Origin of the sequence: Enterobacter sp. ECC-219 (assembly GCF_043966805.1) — a bacterium.
Classification (GTDB): Bacteria; Pseudomonadota; Gammaproteobacteria; order Enterobacterales; family Enterobacteriaceae; genus Enterobacter; species Enterobacter cloacae_N.
Map to the genome: position 1 here is coordinate 469571 of NZ_CP143680.1, position 17941 is coordinate 487511.

Annotated in this window: 12 protein-coding genes, 4 tRNA genes and 3 rRNA genes; 3 read left to right on the plus strand and 16 right to left on the minus strand. The window is 55.6% G+C overall.

Annotated elements, in window-relative coordinates; translation table 11 throughout:
* Window positions 1-36: 36 nt before the first annotated feature.
* A complete protein-coding gene (gene ilvC, locus V1603_RS02235; RefSeq protein ID WP_045261004.1) occupies window positions 37-1512 on the minus strand; it encodes a ketol-acid reductoisomerase in 1476 nt (491 codons plus the stop codon).
* Between the two features lie 152 nt (window positions 1513-1664).
* Between ilvC and ilvY the strand changes: the two genes are divergently transcribed.
* The gene (ilvY, locus tag V1603_RS02240) at window positions 1665-2555 is read left to right on the plus strand and encodes an HTH-type transcriptional activator IlvY (RefSeq protein ID WP_116343686.1); all 891 of its coding nucleotides are present in this window, start codon (window positions 1665-1667) and stop codon (window positions 2553-2555) included.
* On the opposite strand, the gene ilvA is transcribed toward ilvY, so the two are convergent.
* From ilvA to ilvL, 7 genes are all read right to left on the minus strand, one after another.
* Window positions 2552-4096 carry a threonine ammonia-lyase, biosynthetic gene (gene ilvA / locus V1603_RS02245; protein WP_395313963.1) on the minus strand — a complete coding sequence of 515 codons (1545 nt, stop codon included), beginning with the start codon at window positions 4094-4096 and terminating at the stop codon, window positions 2552-2554. The two genes, ilvY and ilvA, sit on opposite strands and share 4 nt — an antisense overlap.
* Before the next feature lie 2 nt (window positions 4097-4098).
* A complete protein-coding gene (ilvD, locus tag V1603_RS02250; protein ID WP_163330950.1) occupies window positions 4099-5949 on the minus strand; it encodes a dihydroxy-acid dehydratase in 1851 nt (616 codons plus the stop codon).
* Between the two features lie 60 nt (window positions 5950-6009).
* Window positions 6010-6939, minus strand: coding sequence for a branched-chain-amino-acid transaminase (ilvE, locus tag V1603_RS02255; protein ID WP_003860182.1), 930 nt, complete (start codon window positions 6937-6939; stop codon window positions 6010-6012).
* 18 nt (window positions 6940-6957) lie between these two features.
* The gene (gene ilvM / locus V1603_RS02260) at window positions 6958-7221 is read right to left on the minus strand and encodes an acetolactate synthase 2 small subunit (protein WP_003860184.1); all 264 of its coding nucleotides are present in this window, start codon (window positions 7219-7221) and stop codon (window positions 6958-6960) included.
* The gene (gene ilvG / locus V1603_RS02265) at window positions 7218-8864 is read right to left on the minus strand and encodes an acetolactate synthase 2 catalytic subunit (RefSeq protein ID WP_116343684.1); all 1647 of its coding nucleotides are present in this window, start codon (window positions 8862-8864) and stop codon (window positions 7218-7220) included. The genes ilvM and ilvG overlap by 4 nt, the downstream gene beginning before the upstream one ends.
* 2 nt (window positions 8865-8866) lie before the next feature.
* Window positions 8867-8917: a peptide IlvX gene (gene ilvX, locus V1603_RS02270; RefSeq protein WP_192985207.1), complete on the minus strand. Its 51-nt coding sequence runs from the start codon at window positions 8915-8917 to the stop codon at window positions 8867-8869.
* A gap of 86 nt (window positions 8918-9003) precedes the next feature.
* Entirely contained in the window at window positions 9004-9102 is a 99-nt protein-coding gene (gene ilvL, locus V1603_RS02275) for an ilv operon leader peptide (protein WP_001311244.1), read from the minus strand.
* A gap of 341 nt (window positions 9103-9443) precedes the next feature.
* Here ilvL and V1603_RS02280 point away from each other — a divergent pair, with 341 nt between their 5' ends.
* Window positions 9444-10964 carry a YifB family Mg chelatase-like AAA ATPase gene (locus V1603_RS02280; RefSeq protein WP_395313448.1) on the plus strand — a complete coding sequence of 507 codons (1521 nt, stop codon included), beginning with the start codon at window positions 9444-9446 and terminating at the stop codon, window positions 10962-10964.
* Between the two features lie 24 nt (window positions 10965-10988).
* On the opposite strand, the gene V1603_RS02285 is transcribed toward V1603_RS02280, so the two are convergent.
* Window positions 10989-11327 (minus strand): DUF413 domain-containing protein, encoded by a 339-nt coding sequence (locus tag V1603_RS02285; protein WP_008501577.1) that lies wholly within the window; start codon window positions 11325-11327, stop codon window positions 10989-10991.
* A 118-nt stretch (window positions 11328-11445) separates the two neighbouring features.
* On the opposite strand from V1603_RS02285, the gene hdfR reads away from it, so the two are divergent.
* Window positions 11446-12267, plus strand: a complete 822-nt coding sequence (hdfR, locus tag V1603_RS02290) for an HTH-type transcriptional regulator HdfR (protein WP_116343682.1) — start codon at window positions 11446-11448, stop codon at window positions 12265-12267.
* Between the two features lie 99 nt (window positions 12268-12366).
* Here hdfR and V1603_RS02295 read toward each other — a convergent pair.
* The 7 genes from V1603_RS02295 to V1603_RS02325 all read right to left on the minus strand — a co-directional run bounded on the left by V1603_RS02295 (window position 12367) and on the right by V1603_RS02325 (window position 17765).
* Window positions 12367-12442: transfer RNA gene (locus V1603_RS02295), tRNA-Trp, on the minus strand.
* A 54-nt stretch (window positions 12443-12496) separates the two neighbouring features.
* Window positions 12497-12573, minus strand: a tRNA-Asp gene (locus V1603_RS02300).
* Between the two features lie 56 nt (window positions 12574-12629).
* A 5S ribosomal RNA gene (gene rrf / locus V1603_RS02305) occupies window positions 12630-12745 on the minus strand.
* 74 nt (window positions 12746-12819) lie between these two features.
* Window positions 12820-15724, minus strand: a 23S ribosomal RNA gene (locus V1603_RS02310).
* Window positions 15725-15895: 171 nt separating this feature from the next.
* Window positions 15896-15971: transfer RNA gene (locus V1603_RS02315), tRNA-Ala, on the minus strand.
* 108 nt (window positions 15972-16079) lie between these two features.
* A tRNA-Ile gene (locus tag V1603_RS02320) sits at window positions 16080-16156 on the minus strand.
* 69 nt (window positions 16157-16225) lie between these two features.
* Window positions 16226-17765: ribosomal RNA gene (locus V1603_RS02325) — 16S ribosomal RNA — on the minus strand.
* Together the 16S, 23S and 5S rRNA genes with 4 tRNA genes alongside form the textbook arrangement of a ribosomal RNA operon.
* Between the last annotated feature and the right edge of the window lie 176 nt (window positions 17766-17941).

The window sequence follows — 17941 nt, forward strand, 5'->3', positions numbered from 1 at the left end:
GAGGGTCGGGGTGAGGGCATCAGCCCGCACCTGGTGTTAACCTGCTACCGCGATACGTTTCATATCGGTCATGTAGCCACGCAGTTTGTGGCCCACTTTCTCGATCTGGTGGCTGCGAATGGCTTCGTTTACGTCACGCAGCTGCGCGTTGTCTACCGCACCTTCCGCAATCGCTTTGCCCAGATCACCCGTCTGCAGGGTGGTCATGAACTCTTTCAGCAGCGGTACGCAGGCGTAAGAGAACAGGTAGTTACCGTATTCTGCGGTATCAGAGATAACCACGTTCATTTCGTACAGACGCTTACGGGCGATGGTGTTCGCAATCAGCGGCAGCTCGTGCAGAGATTCATAGTACGCAGACTCTTCGATGATGCCAGAATCCACCATGGTTTCGAACGCCAGCTCAACGCCTGCTTTCACCATCGCGATCATCAGTACGCCTTTATCGAAGTACTCCTGCTCGCCGATTTTACCTTCATACTGCGGCGCGGTTTCGAACGCGGTTTTACCGGTCTCTTCACGCCAGGTCAGCAGTTTCTTGTCGTCGTTCGCCCAGTCCGCCATCATGCCGGAAGAGAACTCGCCGGAGATGATGTCATCCATGTGTTTCTGGAACAGCGGCGCCATGATGGTTTTCAGCTGCTCAGAGAGTGCAAACGCGCGCAGTTTGGCCGGGTTGGACAGGCGGTCCATCATCAGCGTAATCCCGCCCTGCTTCAGCGCTTCGGTGATAGTTTCCCAGCCGAACTGAATCAGTTTTTCCGCATAGGCCGGGTCGGTACCTTCTTCCACCAGCTTGTCGAAGCAGAGCAGAGAACCGGCCTGCAGCATGCCGCACAGAATGGTCTGCTCGCCCATCAGGTCAGATTTCACTTCGGCAACGAAGGAGGATTCCAGAACGCCCGCACGGTGGCCGCCGGTCGCTGCAGCCCACGCTTTGGCAATCGCCATGCCTTCGCCTTTCGGATCGTTTTCAGGGTGAACCGCGATAAGCGTCGGTACGCCGAAGCCACGCTTGTACTCTTCGCGTACTTCCGTACCCGGGCACTTCGGCGCCACCATCACTACGGTGATGTCTTTACGGATCTGCTCGCCCACTTCAACGATGTTGAAGCCGTGGGAGTAGCCCAGCGCGGCGCCGTCTTTCATCAGCGGCTGTACGGAGCGCACTACGTCTGAGTGCTGCTTGTCTGGCGTCAGGTTAACAACCAGATCCGCCTGCGGGATCAGCTCTTCGTAGGTACCCACTTTGAAGCCGTTTTCGGTCGCTTTACGCCATGAAGCGCGCTTCTCGGCAATCGCTTCTTTACGCAGGGCGTAGGAGATATCCAGACCGGAGTCACGCATATTCAGGCCCTGGTTCAGGCCCTGTGCACCACAACCGACGATGACCACTTTTTTACCCTGAAGGTAGCTCGCGCCATCGGCAAATTCGTCACGCGCCATGAAGCGGCATTTGCCCAGCTGCGCCAGCTGCTGGCGCAAGTTCAGTGTATTAAAGTAGTTAGCCATGGGTGATACCTCGTGATGTTGTGTGTCTTATTGTTCGGTTCGCGTTTCAGCGAGAATGTACCCACATTACAACAGGAAATTTATTGCGGAAATTGATATATTCACAACGTCATATTGCAATTTTTGCAATGTAAAAAGAGGGAGTGGAATCGGTGGATTTACGCGATCTAAAAATGTTCCTGCACCTGGCGGAAAGCCGCCATTTTGGCCGCAGCGCCCGGGCGATGCACGTCAGCCCCTCCACGCTTTCGCGCCAGATCCAACGCCTTGAGGAAGACCTCGGCCAGCCGCTGTTCGTACGCGATAACCGTACTGTCACCCTCACGGAAGCGGGAGAAGAGCTGCGCATTTTTGCCCAGCAGACGCTGTTGCAGTACCAGCAGCTGCGGCACGCCATCGATCAGCAGGGGCCATCGCTCTCCGGCGAACTGCATATTTTCTGCTCCGTGACCGCCGCCTATAGCCATCTGCCACCCATTCTCGACCGCTTCCGCGCAGCCCATCCGTCGGTTGAGATTAAGCTCACCACCGGCGACGCCGCCGACGCCATGGAAAAAGTGGTGACGGGCGAAGCGGATCTCGCCATCGCCGGGAAACCCGAAACCCTGCCGGGGGCAGTGGCGTTCTCGATGCTGGAGAACCTGGCGGTGGTACTGATTGCCCCGGCGCTGCCCTGCCCGGTACGTAACCAGGTCTCAGTGGAAAAACCGGACTGGTCCACGGTGCCGTTTATCATGGCCGATCAAGGGCCGGTGCGTCGCCGCATCGAGCTGTGGTTCCGCCGTCAGAAAATCAGCAATCCGTCGATATACGCTACCGTCAGCGGTCATGAGGCGATGGTGTCAATGGTGGCGCTCGGCTGCGGCGTAGCGCTGCTGCCGGAAGTGGTGCTGGAAAACAGCCCGGAACCGGTGCGCAATCGCGTGATGATTCTGGAACGCAGCGATGAGAAAACACCGTTCGAGCTTGGCGTGTGCGCACAAAAAAAGCGGCTGCATGAGCCGCTTATTGATGCGTTCTGGAAGATATTGCCGAACCACTAGCCCGCCAGAAAGAACCTGAACGCCGGGTTATGGGTTTCGTCGTGGCACTCATAGCCCAGCTCGTTCAGGCGCGTTTCGAAATCCGGCTCGTGCTCGCCCAGTTCGAACGCCGCCAGCACGCGGCCGTAGTCGGTGCCGTGGCTGCGGTAGTGGAACAGAGAGATGTTCCAGTGCGTGCCCAGCGTGTGCAGGAACTTGAGCAGCGCACCCGGCGATTCCGGGAATTCGAAGCTGAACAGGCGTTCCTGGAGAGGCTTCGATGGACGCCCGCCGACCATGTAGCGCACGTGCAGCTTCGCCATCTCGTCGTCAGAAAGATCGACCACGCTGTAGCCGCCGTTATGCAGCAGGCTAAGGATCTCTTTGCGCTCCTCCACGCCACGGCTCAGACGCACGCCGACAAAAATGCAGGCGTCTTTGGCATCGGCAAAGCGGTAGTTGAACTCCGTGACCGAACGACCGCCCAGCAGCTGGCAGAACTTGAGGAAACTGCCCTTCTCTTCCGGAATCGTCACCGCCAGCAGCGCTTCCCGCTGTTCCCCCAGCTCGCAGCGCTCGGAAACGTAGCGCAGGCCGTGGAAGTTCACGTTCGCACCAGACAGCACGTGCGCCAGCCGCTCGCCGCGAATGTTGTGCTGCGCGACGTATTTTTTCATCCCCGCCAGCGCCAGCGCGCCGGACGGTTCCGCCACAGCACGCACGTCCTCGAACAGATCCTTCATCGCCGCGCAGATCGCGTCGCTGTCTACCGTGACGATATCATCGAGATATTCCTGGCACAGGCGGAAGGTTTCGTCGCCAATGCGCTTCACCGCCACGCCCTCGGCAAACAGCCCGACGCGCGGCAGGTCGACCGGATGGCCGGCATCCAGCGCCGCCTTCAGGCAGGCAGAGTCTTCCGCTTCAACGGCGATGACTTTGATCTGCGGCATCAGCTGTTTGATCAGCACCGCCACGCCCGCCGCCAGCCCACCGCCGCCCACCGGGACGAAGACGCGGTCGAGATGCGCATCCTGCTGCAGCAGTTCAAGCGCCAGCGTGCCCTGCCCGGCAATCACCATCGGGTGGTCGAACGGCGGCACCCAGGTAAAACCCTGCTGCTGCGCCAGCTCGATCGCTTTGGCTTTCGCTTCGTCAAAATTGGCACCGTGGAGCAGTACTTCCCCGCCGAAACCGCGGACCGCGTCGACTTTGATGTCTGCGGTAGCGACCGGCATCACGATCAGCGCTTTCAGACCTAAACGGGCCGAAGAGAAAGCTACACCCTGCGCGTGGTTGCCCGCCGAGGCGGTAATCACGCCGCGCGCTTTCTGCTCGTCGGTCAGCCCGGCCATCATCGCGTAGGCGCCGCGCAGCTTGAAGCTATGCACCGGCTGACGGTCTTCGCGCTTGACCAGGATAACGTTGTCGAGGCGCGAAGAGAGTTTTTCCATTTTCTGCAGGGGCGTGACCTGCACGGCTTCATAGACCGGCGCGCGTAGCACCGCTCTCAGGTATTCCGCCCCCTCGGGGGCGGCGGATAAGGGTTGAGACTCGGCCATCATTAGCCCCCAAGTTTAGATTTATCGCGCACCGCGCCTTTATCCGCACTGGTGGCAAGGCTCGCGTAAGCGCGCAGGGCGAAGGAGACTTCACGCTGGCGATCTTTTGGCGTCCAGGCTTTGTCGCCGCGGGCTTCCTGCGCTTCACGGCGGGCCGCAATCTCCTGGTCGCTCAGCTTGAGCTGAATGCCGCGATTCGGAATGTCGATTTCGATCAGGTCGCCGTCTTCGATGATGGCGATGTTGCCGCCGCTTGCCGCTTCCGGGGAAACGTGGCCGATAGAGAGGCCGGAGGTGCCGCCGGAGAAACGTCCGTCGGTGATCAGCGCGCAGGCCTTACCAAGTCCCATAGATTTCAGGAAGGTGGTTGGGTAGAGCATCTCCTGCATGCCCGGACCGCCTTTCGGCCCTTCGTAGCGAATGACAACCACGTCGCCTTCCACCACTTTGCCGCCGAGGATGGCGTCTACCGCTTCATCCTGGCTTTCGTACACTTTCGCCGGACCGGTGAATTTCAGGATGCTGTCGTCCACGCCCGCGGTTTTCACGATGCAGCCGTTTTCCGCAAAGTTACCGTACAGCACGGCCAGACCGCCGTCTTTGCTGTAGGCATGCTCCAGCGAGCGGATGCAGCCTTCGGCACGGTCATCGTCCAGGGTATCCCAACGGCAATCCTGCGAGAACGCCTGCGTGGTGCGAATACCGGCAGGGCCAGCGCGGAACATCTTTTTCACCGCGTCGTCTTTGGTCAGCATCACGTCGTACTGGTCCAGCGACTCCGGCAGCGTCAGGCCGAGCACGTTTTTCACTTCACGGTTCAGCAGCCCGGCGCGATCCAGCTCGCCGAGGATACCGATGACGCCACCGGCACGGTGCACGTCTTCCATGTGGTACTTCTGGGTACTCGGCGCGACCTTACACAGCTGCGGCACTTTACGGGACAGCTTGTCGATGTCGCTCATGGTGAAGTCGATTTCGGCTTCCTGCGCGGCGGCCAGCAGGTGCAGAACGGTGTTGGTAGAGCCACCCATCGCGATATCCAGCGTCATGGCGTTCTCGAACGCGGCTTTGCTGGCGATGCTGCGCGGCAGCGCGCTGGCGTCGTCCTGCTCGTAGTAGCGTTTGGTCAGCTCAACGATGCGCTTACCGGCATTGAGAAACAGCTGCTTACGGTCGGCGTGGGTCGCCAGCAGCGAGCCGTTACCCGGCTGAGAAAGACCCAGCGCTTCGGTCAGGCAGTTCATAGAGTTCGCCGTGAACATCCCGGAACAGGAGCCGCAGGTCGGACACGCGGAGCGTTCTACCTGGTCACTCTGCTCGTCAGAGACTTTCGGGTCCGCGCCCTGGATCATCGCATCGACCAGGTCGAGCTTGATGATTTTGTCGGAGAGCTTGGTTTTCCCCGCTTCCATCGGGCCGCCGGAGACGAAAATTACCGGAATGTTCAGGCGCAGGGAGGCCATCAGCATCCCCGGGGTGATTTTGTCGCAGTTGGAGATGCAGACCATCGCATCGGCGCAGTGGGCGTTAACCATGTACTCAACCGAGTCGGCGATCAGCTCGCGCGACGGCAGTGAATAGAGCATGCCCCCGTGCCCCATCGCGATACCGTCATCCACCGCAATGGTGTTGAACTCTTTCGCCACGCCGCCTGAGGCTTCGATTTGCTCGGCAACCAGTTTGCCGAGATCGCGCAGGTGCACGTGGCCCGGTACGAACTGGGTGAAGGAGTTCACCACGGCGATAATCGGCTTGCCGAAATCGGCGTCGGTCATTCCGGTGGCGCGCCACAGCGCGCGGGCTCCCGCCATATTACGGCCGTGGGTGGTGGTGGCTGAACGATACTTAGGCATGCTTTATTGACTCCCGTCTGACTATTTAATGGGACGGTGCGTGCCGTCCCAAATTTATGCTTAGTGATTAACCTGATCTAACCAGCCGTATTTATCTTCTGTTTCGCCGGTGAAGAGGCCAAAGAACGCTTGCTGAATGCGCTTGGTGACCGGGCCACAGCGGCCTTCGCCCACCTGGATACCGTCTACACTGCGCACCGGCGTGATTTCAGCTGCCGTACCGGACATGAACACTTCATCGGCCAGATACAGGGATTCGCGGGACAGCACCTGCTCGCGAACTTCAATACCCAGATCTTTCGCCAGCTTGATGATGGCGTCACGGGTGATGCCCGGCAGCGCGGACGAGGTGAACGGCGGCGTGAAGAGGATGCCGTCTTTCACTTCAAACAGGTTTTCGCCCGCACCTTCAGAGATGTAGCCGTTTACGTCGAGGGCGATGCCTTCCTGATAGCCGTGGCGGCGCGCTTCGCTGCCGACCAGCAGTGAGGAGAGGTAGTTACCGCCCGCTTTAGCGGCGGTCGGGATGGTGTTTGGCGCCACGCGGTTCCAGGAAGAAACCATTGCGTCGATCCCCTGATCCAGTGCTTCTGCGCCCAGGTAGGCGCCCCACGGGAACGCGGCAATGATCACATCGGTGTTGTAACCGGCCGGCGGGTTCACGCCCATGCCGACGTCACCCACGAAGACCAGCGGACGAATATAGGCGCTGGTCAGTTTGTTCTGGCGAATCACTTCGCGGCAGGCTTCCATCAGCTCATCAACGCTTTGAGAGACCGGGAAACGATAAATTTTGGCTGAGTCATGCAGACGCTGCATGTGTTCGCGATGGCGGAACACCACTGGCCCTTTGTGAGAATCGTAGCAGCGGATGCCTTCAAACACGGAGGTACCGTAGTGCAGCGCGTGGGACATCACGTGGACCTTCGCGTCCTCCCAGCGAACCATCTCACCGTTGAACCAAATGTAATCAGCTTTTTTTGTCGTCATTTTTTCGTCCTGTCACGCTCAAGCGCGGATTTGTTGTGATGTGGTTGTGCTCTGGCAGATGGCAACATGGGCAACGTCTACCAGCTTTGATAACTGACTAAACAGTAAGTCGACCGGCCGCGGGCTGGCAACGGTTAATTCGATACTGATGTTCTGGGCGTCTGTGGCCGTTTCCATATTCATAGAGCAAATCTGAAAACCACGATGACGGACCACGCGCAAAACGCGTTCTAAGGTTTCCGGGTTGAAGCGAGCCTGCACGGCGACCTGATGTTGCATCATGATAATTTCTCCAGCATTTGTGAGTTACTGGCACCGGGCGGTACCAACGGCCAGACGTTCTCAAGCTCGTCGATTGAGACATGAAGCAGGTATGGCCCTTCGCTTGAAAGCATGGTGTCGAGTGCCGCTTCAACCTGGTCTTTACGGGTGATGTGCTGGCCAGGAATGCCGAAGGCGCTGGCCAGAGTGAGGAAATCGGGGTTATCGGTCAGGGTTGTTTCGCTGTAACGCTCCTGGAAAAACAGCTGTTGCCACTGGCGAACCATCCCTAAACGCTGGTTATCGAGCAAGACGATCTTCAGCGGTAACTGCTTGCGCTTCACGGTGCCCAACTCCTGAACGTTCATCATGAAGGAGCCGTCACCGGAGATACAGATAACGGTATCGTTCGGGCGGGCTACCTGTGCGCCTACGGCTGCCGGCAGGCCAAACCCCATGGTGCCTAAGCCGCTGGAGGTGATGAAGTTTTCCGGGCGGGTGTAGGTCATGTGCTGTGCGGACCACATCTGATGCTGTCCCACATCCGTTGTCACCACGCTGTCTGCCGGCTTACGGTCGGAGAGTTGCTTCAACAGCAGCGGCGCGTAGATGGCCTCGCCGGGATGGTCGTAACGCCAGGCGTGCTCGGCGCGCATGTCTGCGGTGTGCTGACGCCATGCATTGATATCCAGCGGCTGCTGCAGTGCCGGTAACAGCGCGTTGAGATCGCCCTGCAGCGCGATATGCGCCTGACGCAGCTTGTTCATCTCCGCCGGGTCGATATCCATATGAATAACTTTGGCATTCGGTGCGAAGGTATTGAGCTTGCCGGTGACGCGGTCGTCGAAACGAGCCCCCACGGCAATGAGCAGATCGCACTCCTGCACCGCCAGGTTTGCCGCCTTGGTGCCATGCATTCCCAGCATGCCGAGGTAGTACGGGTAGTCCGCGTCGACTGCGCCCAGACCTTTCAGCGTGCAGGTAGCGGGCATCTGCGTCACCGCGATAAATTCGCGCAGGGCAGGAACGGCCTGCGCCATGCCTACACCACCGCCGACATAGAGCATCGGCTGTTTCGCCTGCGCCATCATCTGACGCGCCTCTTCAACGTCTGCATGCGGGAATGCTTCGTTGCTTTCAACGGTAGAGAAGTGCGGCTCCAGATCGCCGAGTGCAACCTGAATATCTTTCGGGATATCCACCAGAACCGGGCCAGGACGGCCAGAACTGGCAACCTCGAACGCTTCGGCCATCACGCGAGGCAGCTCTTCGAGAGATTGAACGAGGAAGCTGTGCTTGGTGCAGGCCAGCGATAAGCCGAGGACGTCCACTTCCTGAAAGGCATCGGTACCAATGAACGGAGAGGCTACCTGACCGGTAATTGCCACGACGGGGACGGAATCGAGCAGCGCGTCAGCCAGGCCGGTGATCAGGTTCGTTGCACCCGGACCTGAGGTCGCCATGCACACGCCTGTTTTACCTGTCGCACGGGCATAGCCAATGGCTGCCATCGCTGCGCCCTGCTCGTGTCGGCACAAGAGGTGTTCCACGCCGCCGTCATACAGTGCATCGTAAATCGGCATAATTGCGCCACCCGGATAACCGAATACTGTCTCGACTCCCTGCGCGCGCAACGCATGTACTACCCATTGTGCCCCATTCATAGTTAGTTCCCCGTCATAAATCTGGAGAAACAGAATTTTATGCTAGTGTTCATTCTCTGCTCCTCGTTTAAGTTTTTTAGTCATAAAAAAACCCCCGGACCTTTCGGTGCGGGGGTCTTAGTTCGTTAAGGCTTGATTTCTAAGCCTTTCCTCGTCCAAGTGCAGCCCCGCACGGTGGGATAATAATCACCACCACGCTAATCACGACCAGGCTAATCACTCGTAGAAGGGCTGTCATTTTCAGTTCTTTTTGCATCTTGTTCGAAGGAATACCTAAAGAGTTATCACAGTTTTTAAATTAAACACAAGATTTATTTATGACGGACTTGGTTAGCCAGCGAATCATTTCCCATGAAGCTATTGTTTTATATAAGGAAATTTGGGGATGAATATTTTTCATTTTTTTCCTGCCGTTCTTAACGTCAAAACGGGGCTTTTTATACTCTGCGAGAGTGCTTCCACAGTTATGCAATGGTTTCACTGTGCTACCAAAATCTCTGAACAGGCAGCGTAAATACGCCAAAAGACGCTAAACAGAGAAAACGGGCAATGGCACAGTCACACCAGGAGGTAGTACAAATGTCACTGTCAGTTGTTTATACGCGAGCGGCTCTCGGGGTGAAGGCTCCGCTTATTTCCGTAGAGGTTCATTTGAGTAATGGCCTCCCCGGACTCACGCTTGTTGGGTTACCTGAAACCACGGTCAAAGAGGCCAGGGACCGCGTTCGTAGTGCAATAATAAACAGCGGTTATACCTTCCCCGCAAAGAAGATCACCATCAACCTTGCCCCCGCTGACCTGCCTAAAGAGGGTGGGCGATATGATTTACCTATCGCAATTGCGCTTCTCGCGGCTTCTGAGCAACTTAATACGACCAGGCTAGGCTCGTACGAGTTCGTGGGTGAACTCGCGCTCACAGGCGCATTGAGAGGCGTTCCCGGTGCGATATCGGGAGCGCTGGAAGCAATACGTGCAGGGCGGCAAATCGTTGTGGCCAATGAAAACGCATCAGAAGTGAGTCTTATTGCAGAAAAGGGATGCCTCATCGCAGGGCATCTCCAGGAAGTGTGCGCCTGGCTGGAGGGCCGGCACGAACTGTCCGAGCCGGAAGAGTGTGACGAGGCTATAGCGGATGCGCCAGAAGACCTCAGCGAGATCATGGGACAAGAGCAAGGGAAACGGGCGCTGGAGATTACGGCAGCGGGTGGTCACAATCTTCTGCTGATTGGCCCGCCGGGTACGGGCAAAACCATGCTGGCAAGCAGGCTGAGCGGGTTGCTCCCGCCGCTTAATAACCATGAAGCGCTGGAAAGCGCTGCCATCTATAGCCTTATCAGTTCAACGTCGTTGCATAAACAGTGGCGCCGCCGTCCTTTTCGTTCCCCGCATCATAGCGCTTCGCTGACGGCAATGGTCGGCGGTGGGTCTATTCCGGGGCCGGGTGAGATCTCACTGGCACACAATGGCATTCTGTTCCTCGATGAGCTGCCTGAATTTGAGCGGCGCGTGCTGGATGCACTGAGGGAGCCCATTGAATCCGGTGAGATACATATCTCACGCACGCGAGCCAAAATAAGCTATCCCGCCCAGTTTCAGCTTGTCGCAGCGATGAATCCCAGCCCGACGGGTCACTACCAGGGCAACCATAACCGCTGTACGCCAGAGCAAACGCTGCGCTATCTGGGAAAGCTTTCCGGCCCGTTCCTCGATCGTTTCGATTTATCACTGGAAATCCCCCTTCCGCCGCCGGGCCTGCTAAGGCAGACGCGTACACAGGGTGAAAGCTCAGCGACTGTACGCGAGCGGGTTATCGCGGCGCAGACACGGCAGTACGCTCGACAAAACAGACTGAATGCACGGCTGGATAATGCCGGGATTCGACAGTTTTGTTCTCTTAACGCTGAAGATGCGGGATGGCTGGAAGAGACGCTGACGCGCTTTGGGCTTTCCATACGTGCGTGGCAGCGCTTGTTAAAAGTAGCCAGAACCATTGCTGACGTGGAGGGCTGTACTGACATTGAGAGGAAACATTTGCAGGAAGCGTTGAGCTATCGGGCGATCGATCGTTTGCTTTTGCATCTGCAAAAGTTACTGGCATAAAAAAGGGGCCGTAGCCCCTTTTTCTTAATCGTCAGACTCGGTGTAGTCTTCTGCACCTTCCATCTGCGGTTTACCGCCAGACAGCGTATGGAAACGTTTTGGACGCTTAATGCGAGCCATGTACTTGATCCATACACGTTCTGCTTCAGACTGCGGCTCACGCTCACCACGGCACACCGAGACAAACTGCTTTTCATCTTCGGTTGCAGGCTCACGTTTACCCAGATCCAGCTCGTTAAAGGCATAACCATGACGCTCAAGCAGCTGCGCCTCTTTGATGGTGAAATCGCCGTGACGAGAGAACCCGCGCGGATAATGTTTATTGTCGAAAAAACGATTAGTCGTCGTAAAGCTTTCCGCCATCCTACACGCTCCTAATTCTTTGGCCGAGCTATTTATGGCGCGGAGTATTAGTTACGCTTGACAGAGTGTAAAACAAAACATTTAAATCATAACGACAAATTATTTTGCGGAGAAAGATGTGGATACGGAATTGCTAAAAACTTTCCTTGAAGTGAGCAGAACGCGCCACTTCGGGCGAGCAGCTGAAGCCCTTTACCTGACGCAGTCAGCAGTCAGTTTTCGTATTCGACAGCTGGAAAATCAACTGGGTGTGAATCTTTTTACCCGTCACCGCAACAACATCCGTTTAACGCCCGCCGGTGAGAAACTGCTCCCGTATGCCGAAACGCTGATGAACACATGGCAGGCAGCACGCAAAGAGGTTGCCCATACGTCGAGGCACAATGAATTCTCAATAGGGGCCAGCGCGTCTCTGTGGGAATGTATGCTCAGTCAGTGGCTTACCCGGCTATATCACTCCCATGGCCATTTGCAATTTGAAGCCCGAATTGCGCAACGTCAGTCGCTGGTTAAGCAACTTCATGAGCGCCAGCTTGATCTTCTGATCACAACTGAAGCCCCCAAGATGGACGAATTTAGCAGCCAGATTGTGGGGCAGTTTGGTCTGGCGCTTTATGCCTCTGAGCCTTCGATGATGAAAGCAGACCTGACCTATTTACGCCTGGAATGGGGGCCAGATTTTCAGCAGCATGAGACGGGATTGATTGCTCCAGATGATGTTCCACAGCTAACAACCAGTTCTGCCGAGATTGCCTGTCAGCAACTTCCCCTGTTGAAGGGTTGCACCTGGTTACCCGTTCGTTGGGCAGACACCAGGCCTGGACTGCATACCGTGGTGGATTCCACCACCCTTTCGCGACCACTATATGCAATTTGGCTACAAAACAGTGATAAGCAATCGCAGATAAAAGATCTATTAAAAATCAATGTAATGGATTAATGCTGAGGCCAGCAGAGATGCTGGCTGCATTTTAGAATGCGGAAATTTTCCCGATTTTCAGGCAAAAAAAAATCCTTTGCCGAAGCAAAGGATTCTATATGGCAGGGGCGGAGAGACTCGAACTCGCGACACCCGGTTTTGGAGACCGGTGCTCTACCAACTGAGCTACGCCCCTAAAGTTTTCTGCCATTAAGCCTGCCATCACTGGCAGGCTTAATGTCTTAATAAGTGGCGGAACGGACGGGACTCGAACCCGCGACCCCCTGCGTGACAGGCAGGTATTCTAACCGACTGAACTACCGCTCCACCGAAGACTGCTTGTAACCACCGGATTAATGCACCGGCTTACTACTAAATTTGATGCCTGGCAGTTCCCTACTCTCACATGGGGAGACCCCACACTACCATCGGCGCTACGGCGTTTCACTTCTGAGTTCGGCATGGGGTCAGGTGGGACCACCGCGCTAAAGCCGCCAGGCAAATTCTGTTTAATCTGTATCAGGCTGAATATTGATTGTTCTGTCTCTTCCGCCAAAACACCTTCGGCGTTGTAAGGTTAAGCCTCACGGTTCATTAGTATCGGTTAGCTCAACGCATCGCTGCGCTTACACACCCGACCTATCAACGTCGTCGTCTTCAACGTTCCTTCAGGACTCTCAAGGAGTCAGGGAGAACTCATCTCGGGGCAAGTTTCGTGCTTAGATGCTTTCAGCACTTATCTCTTCCGCATTTAGCTACCGGGCAGTGCCATTGGCATGACAACCCGAACACCAGTGATGCGTCCACTCCGGTCCTCTCGTACTAGGAGCAGCCCCCCTCAATTCTCCAGCGCCCACGGCAGATAGGGACCGAACTGTCTCACGACGTTCTAAACCCAGCTCGCGTACCACTTTAAATGGCGAACAGCCATACCCTTGGGACCTACTTCAGCCCCAGGATGTGATGAGCCGACATCGAGGTGCCAAACACCGCCGTCGATATGAACTCTTGGGCGGTATCAGCCTGTTATCCCCGGAGTACCTTTTATCCGTTGAGCGATGGCCCTTCCATTCAGAACCACCGGATCACTATGACCTGCTTTCGCACCTGCTCGAGCCGTCACTCTCGCAGTCAAGCTAGCTTATGCCATTGCACTAACCTCCTGATGTCCGACCAGGATTAGCTAACCTTCGTGCTCCTCCGTTACTCTTTGGGAGGAGACCGCCCCAGTCAAACTACCCACCAGACACTGTCCGCAACCCGGATTACGGGTCCACGTTAGAACACCAGCCATTAAAGGGTGGTATTTCAAGGACGGCTCCACGCAGACTGGCGTCCACGCTTCAAAGCCTCCCACCTATCCTACACATCAAGGACCAGTGTTCAGTGTCAAGCTATAGTAAAGGTTCACGGGGTCTTTCCGTCTTGCCGCGGGTACACTGCATCTTCACAGCGAGTTCAATTTCACTGAGTCTCGGGTGGAGACAGCCTGGCCATCATTACGCCATTCGTGCAGGTCGGAACTTACCCGACAAGGAATTTCGCTACCTTAGGACCGTTATAGTTACGGCCGCCGTTTACCGGGGCTTCGATCAAGAGCTTCGCGTTGCCGCTAACCCCATCAATTAACCTTCCGGCACCGGGCAGGCGTCACACCGTATACGTCCACTTTCGTGTTTGCACAGTGCTGTGTTTTTAATAAACAGTTGCAGCCAGCTGGTATCTTCGACTGATTTCAGCTCCGCCCGCAGGGGCTTCACCTACATATCAGCGTGCCTTCTCCCGAAGTTACGGCACCATTTTGCCTAGTTCCTTCACCCGAGTTCTCTCAAGCGCCTTGGTATTCTCTACCTGACCACCTGTGTCGGTTTGGGGTACGATTTCGTGTTACCTGATGCTTAGAGGCTTTTCCTGGAAGCAGGGCATTTATCACTTCAGCACCGTAGTGCCTCGTCATCACGCCTCAGTGTTAAAGTGAACCGGATTTGCCTGGAACACACACCTACACGCTTAAACCGGGACAACCGTCGCCCGGCTGACATAGCCTTCTCCGTCCCCCCTTCGCAGTAACACCAAGTACAGGAATATTAACCTGTTTCCCATCGACTACGCCTTTCGGCCTCGCCTTAGGGGTCGACTCACCCTGCCCCGATTAACGTTGGACAGGAACCCTTGGTCTTCCGGCGAGCGGGCTTTTCACCCGCTTTATCGTTACTTATGTCAGCATTCGCACTTCTGATACCTCCAGCAGCCCTCACAGGCCACCTTCAACGGCTTACAGAACGCTCCCCTACCCAACAACGCATAAGCGTCGCTGCCGCAGCTTCGGTGCATGGTTTAGCCCCGTTACATCTTCCGCGCAGGCCGACTCGACCAGTGAGCTATTACGCTTTCTTTAAATGATGGCTGCTTCTAAGCCAACATCCTGGCTGTCTGTGCCTTCCCACATCGTTTCCCACTTAACCATGACTTTGGGACCTTAGCTGGCGGTCTGGGTTGTTTCCCTCTTCACGACGGACGTTAGCACCCGCCGTGTGTCTCCCGTGATAACATTCTTCGGTATTCGTAGTTTGCATCGGGTTGGTAAGCCGGGATGGCCCCCTAGCCGAAACAGTGCTCTACCCCCGAAGATGAGTTCACGAGGCGCTACCTAAATAGCTTTCGGGGAGAACCAGCTATCTCCCGGTTTGATTGGCCTTTCACCCCCAGCCACAGGTCATCCGCTAATTTTTCAACATTAGTCGGTTCGGTCCTCCAGTTAGTGTTACCCAACCTTCAACCTGCCCATGGCTAGATCACCGGGTTTCGGGTCTATACCCTGCAACTTAACGCCCAGTTAAGACTCGGTTTCCCTTCGGCTCCCCTATACGGTTAACCTTGCTACAGAATATAAGTCGCTGACCCATTATACAAAAGGTACGCAGTCACACCACGAAGGTGCTCCCACTGCTTGTACGTACACGGTTTCAGGTTCTTTTTCACTCCCCTCGCCGGGGTTCTTTTCGCCTTTCCCTCACGGTACTGGTTCACTATCGGTCAGTCAGGAGTATTTAGCCTTGGAGGATGGTCCCCCCATATTCAGACAGGATACCACGTGTCCCGCCCTACTCTTCGAGTTCACAACCTGTGCATTTTCGTGTACGGGACTGTCACCCTGTACCGTCGGACTTTCCAGACCGTTCCACTAACACACAAGCTGATTCAGACTCCGGGCTGCTCCCCGTTCGCTCGCCGCTACTGGGGGAATCTCGGTTGATTTCTTTTCCTCGGGGTACTTAGATGTTTCAGTTCCCCCGGTTCGCCTCGTTAACCTATGTATTCAGCTAACGATAGTGCAACGAATTGCACTGGGTTTCCCCATTCGGACATCGCCGGGTCAAAGGTTCATATCACCTCGCCGGCGCTTTTCGCAGATTAGCACGTCCTTCATCGCCTCTGACTGCCAGGGCATCCACCGTGTACGCTTAGTCGCTTAACCTCACAACCCGAAGATGTTTCACTTCATGATTGCGAAAATTTGAGAGACTCGAACACACATAACATGTGTGTCGTTTCAATTTTCAGCTTGATCCAGATTTTTAAAGAGCAAAACTTCGCAGTGCACCTTTTCAGGTTCACTCTGAAGTTTTCTTGTGTTCGCAGTAAAAGATGGTGGAGCTATGCGGGATCGAACCGCAGACCTCCTGCGTGCAAAGCAGGCGCTCTCCCAGCTGAGCTATAGCCCCATCGTATTACAAACCTCTGTACCGGTAATTTTTCCTGAGACAAGGCGTGGAAACGCGAAGCATACATCAGTATGTGAGCGTTGCCGCAACGCAGTATCAGGGAAAATTTGGTAGGCCTGAGTGGACTTGAACCACCGACCTCACCCTTATCAGGGGTGCGCTCTAACCACCTGAGCTACAAGCCTGCAGAGATTTTTACTGCTGTTTTTCATCAGACAATCTGTGTGAGCACTGCAAAGGCAGGTTCTTTAAGGTAAGGAGGTGATCCAACCGCAGGTTCCCCTACGGTTACCTTGTTACGACTTCACCCCAGTCATGAATCACAAAGTGGTAAGCGCCCTCCCGAAGGTTAAGCTACCTACTTCTTTTGCAACCCACTCCCATGGTGTGACGGGCGGTGTGTACAAGGCCCGGGAACGTATTCACCGTGGCATTCTGATCCACGATTACTAGCGATTCCGACTTCATGGAGTCGAGTTGCAGACTCCAATCCGGACTACGACGCACTTTATGAGGTCCGCTTGCTCTCGCGAGGTCGCTTCTCTTTGTATGCGCCATTGTAGCACGTGTGTAGCCCTACTCGTAAGGGCCATGATGACTTGACGTCATCCCCACCTTCCTCCAGTTTATCACTGGCAGTCTCCTTTGAGTTCCCGGCCGGACCGCTGGCAACAAAGGATAAGGGTTGCGCTCGTTGCGGGACTTAACCCAACATTTCACAACACGAGCTGACGACAGCCATGCAGCACCTGTCTCAGAGTTCCCGAAGGCACCAATCCATCTCTGGAAAGTTCTCTGGATGTCAAGAGTAGGTAAGGTTCTTCGCGTTGCATCGAATTAAACCACATGCTCCACCGCTTGTGCGGGCCCCCGTCAATTCATTTGAGTTTTAACCTTGCGGCCGTACTCCCCAGGCGGTCGACTTAACGCGTTAGCTCCGGAAGCCACGCCTCAAGGGCACAACCTCCAAGTCGACATCGTTTACGGCGTGGACTACCAGGGTATCTAATCCTGTTTGCTCCCCACGCTTTCGCACCTGAGCGTCAGTCTTTGTCCAGGGGGCCGCCTTCGCCACCGGTATTCCTCCAGATCTCTACGCATTTCACCGCTACACCTGGAATTCTACCCCCCTCTACAAGACTCTAGCCTGCCAGTTTCGAATGCAGTTCCCAGGTTGAGCCCGGGGATTTCACATCCGACTTGACAGACCGCCTGCGTGCGCTTTACGCCCAGTAATTCCGATTAACGCTTGCACCCTCCGTATTACCGCGGCTGCTGGCACGGAGTTAGCCGGTGCTTCTTCTGCGGGTAACGTCAATCGACAAGGTTATTAACCTTATCGCCTTCCTCCCCGCTGAAAGTACTTTACAACCCGAAGGCCTTCTTCATACACGCGGCATGGCTGCATCAGGCTTGCGCCCATTGTGCAATATTCCCCACTGCTGCCTCCCGTAGGAGTCTGGACCGTGTCTCAGTTCCAGTGTGGCTGGTCATCCTCTCAGACCAGCTAGGGATCGTCGCCTAGGTGAGCCGTTACCCCACCTACTAGCTAATCCCATCTGGGCACATCTGATGGCAAGAGGCCCGAAGGTCCCCCTCTTTGGTCTTGCGACGTTATGCGGTATTAGCTACCGTTTCCAGTAGTTATCCCCCTCCATCAGGCAGTTTCCCAGACATTACTCACCCGTCCGCCACTCGTCACCCGAGAGCAAGCTCTCTGTGCTACCGTTCGACTTGCATGTGTTAGGCCTGCCGCCAGCGTTCAATCTGAGCCATGATCAAACTCTTCAATTTAAGTTTGATGCTCGTGAATTAAACTTCGTAATGAATTACGCATGTTCACTCAGAGACTTGGTATTCATTTTTCGTCTTGCGACATTAAGAATCCATGTCACTTTGAGTGCCCACACAGATTGTCTGATAAATTGTTAAAGAGCAGTTGCAACGCGGCTTTCAGCTCACCGTTGCGA

Excerpts from the sequence above, each read along its gene's own strand:
- ilvG (WP_116343684.1), bottom strand. The coding sequence starts at position 8,864 with ATGAATGGGGCACAATGGGTAGTACATGCGTTGCGCGCGCAGGGAGTC.
- ilvE (WP_003860182.1), bottom strand. The coding sequence starts at position 6,939 with ATGACGACAAAAAAAGCTGATTACATTTGGTTCAACGGTGAGATGGTT.
- V1603_RS02285 (WP_008501577.1), bottom strand. The coding sequence starts at position 11,327 with ATGGCGGAAAGCTTTACGACGACTAATCGTTTTTTCGACAATAAACAT.
- V1603_RS02280 (WP_395313448.1), top strand. The coding sequence starts at position 9,444 with ATGTCACTGTCAGTTGTTTATACGCGAGCGGCTCTCGGGGTGAAGGCT.
- ilvD (WP_163330950.1), bottom strand. The coding sequence starts at position 5,949 with ATGCCTAAGTATCGTTCAGCCACCACCACCCACGGCCGTAATATGGCG.
- ilvL (WP_001311244.1), bottom strand. The coding sequence starts at position 9,102 with ATGACAGCCCTTCTACGAGTGATTAGCCTGGTCGTGATTAGCGTGGTG.
- ilvM (WP_003860184.1), bottom strand. The coding sequence starts at position 7,221 with ATGATGCAACATCAGGTCGCCGTGCAGGCTCGCTTCAACCCGGAAACC.
- ilvC (WP_045261004.1), bottom strand. The coding sequence starts at position 1,512 with ATGGCTAACTACTTTAATACACTGAACTTGCGCCAGCAGCTGGCGCAG.
- ilvA (WP_395313963.1), bottom strand. The coding sequence starts at position 4,096 with ATGGCCGAGTCTCAACCCTTATCCGCCGCCCCCGAGGGGGCGGAATAC.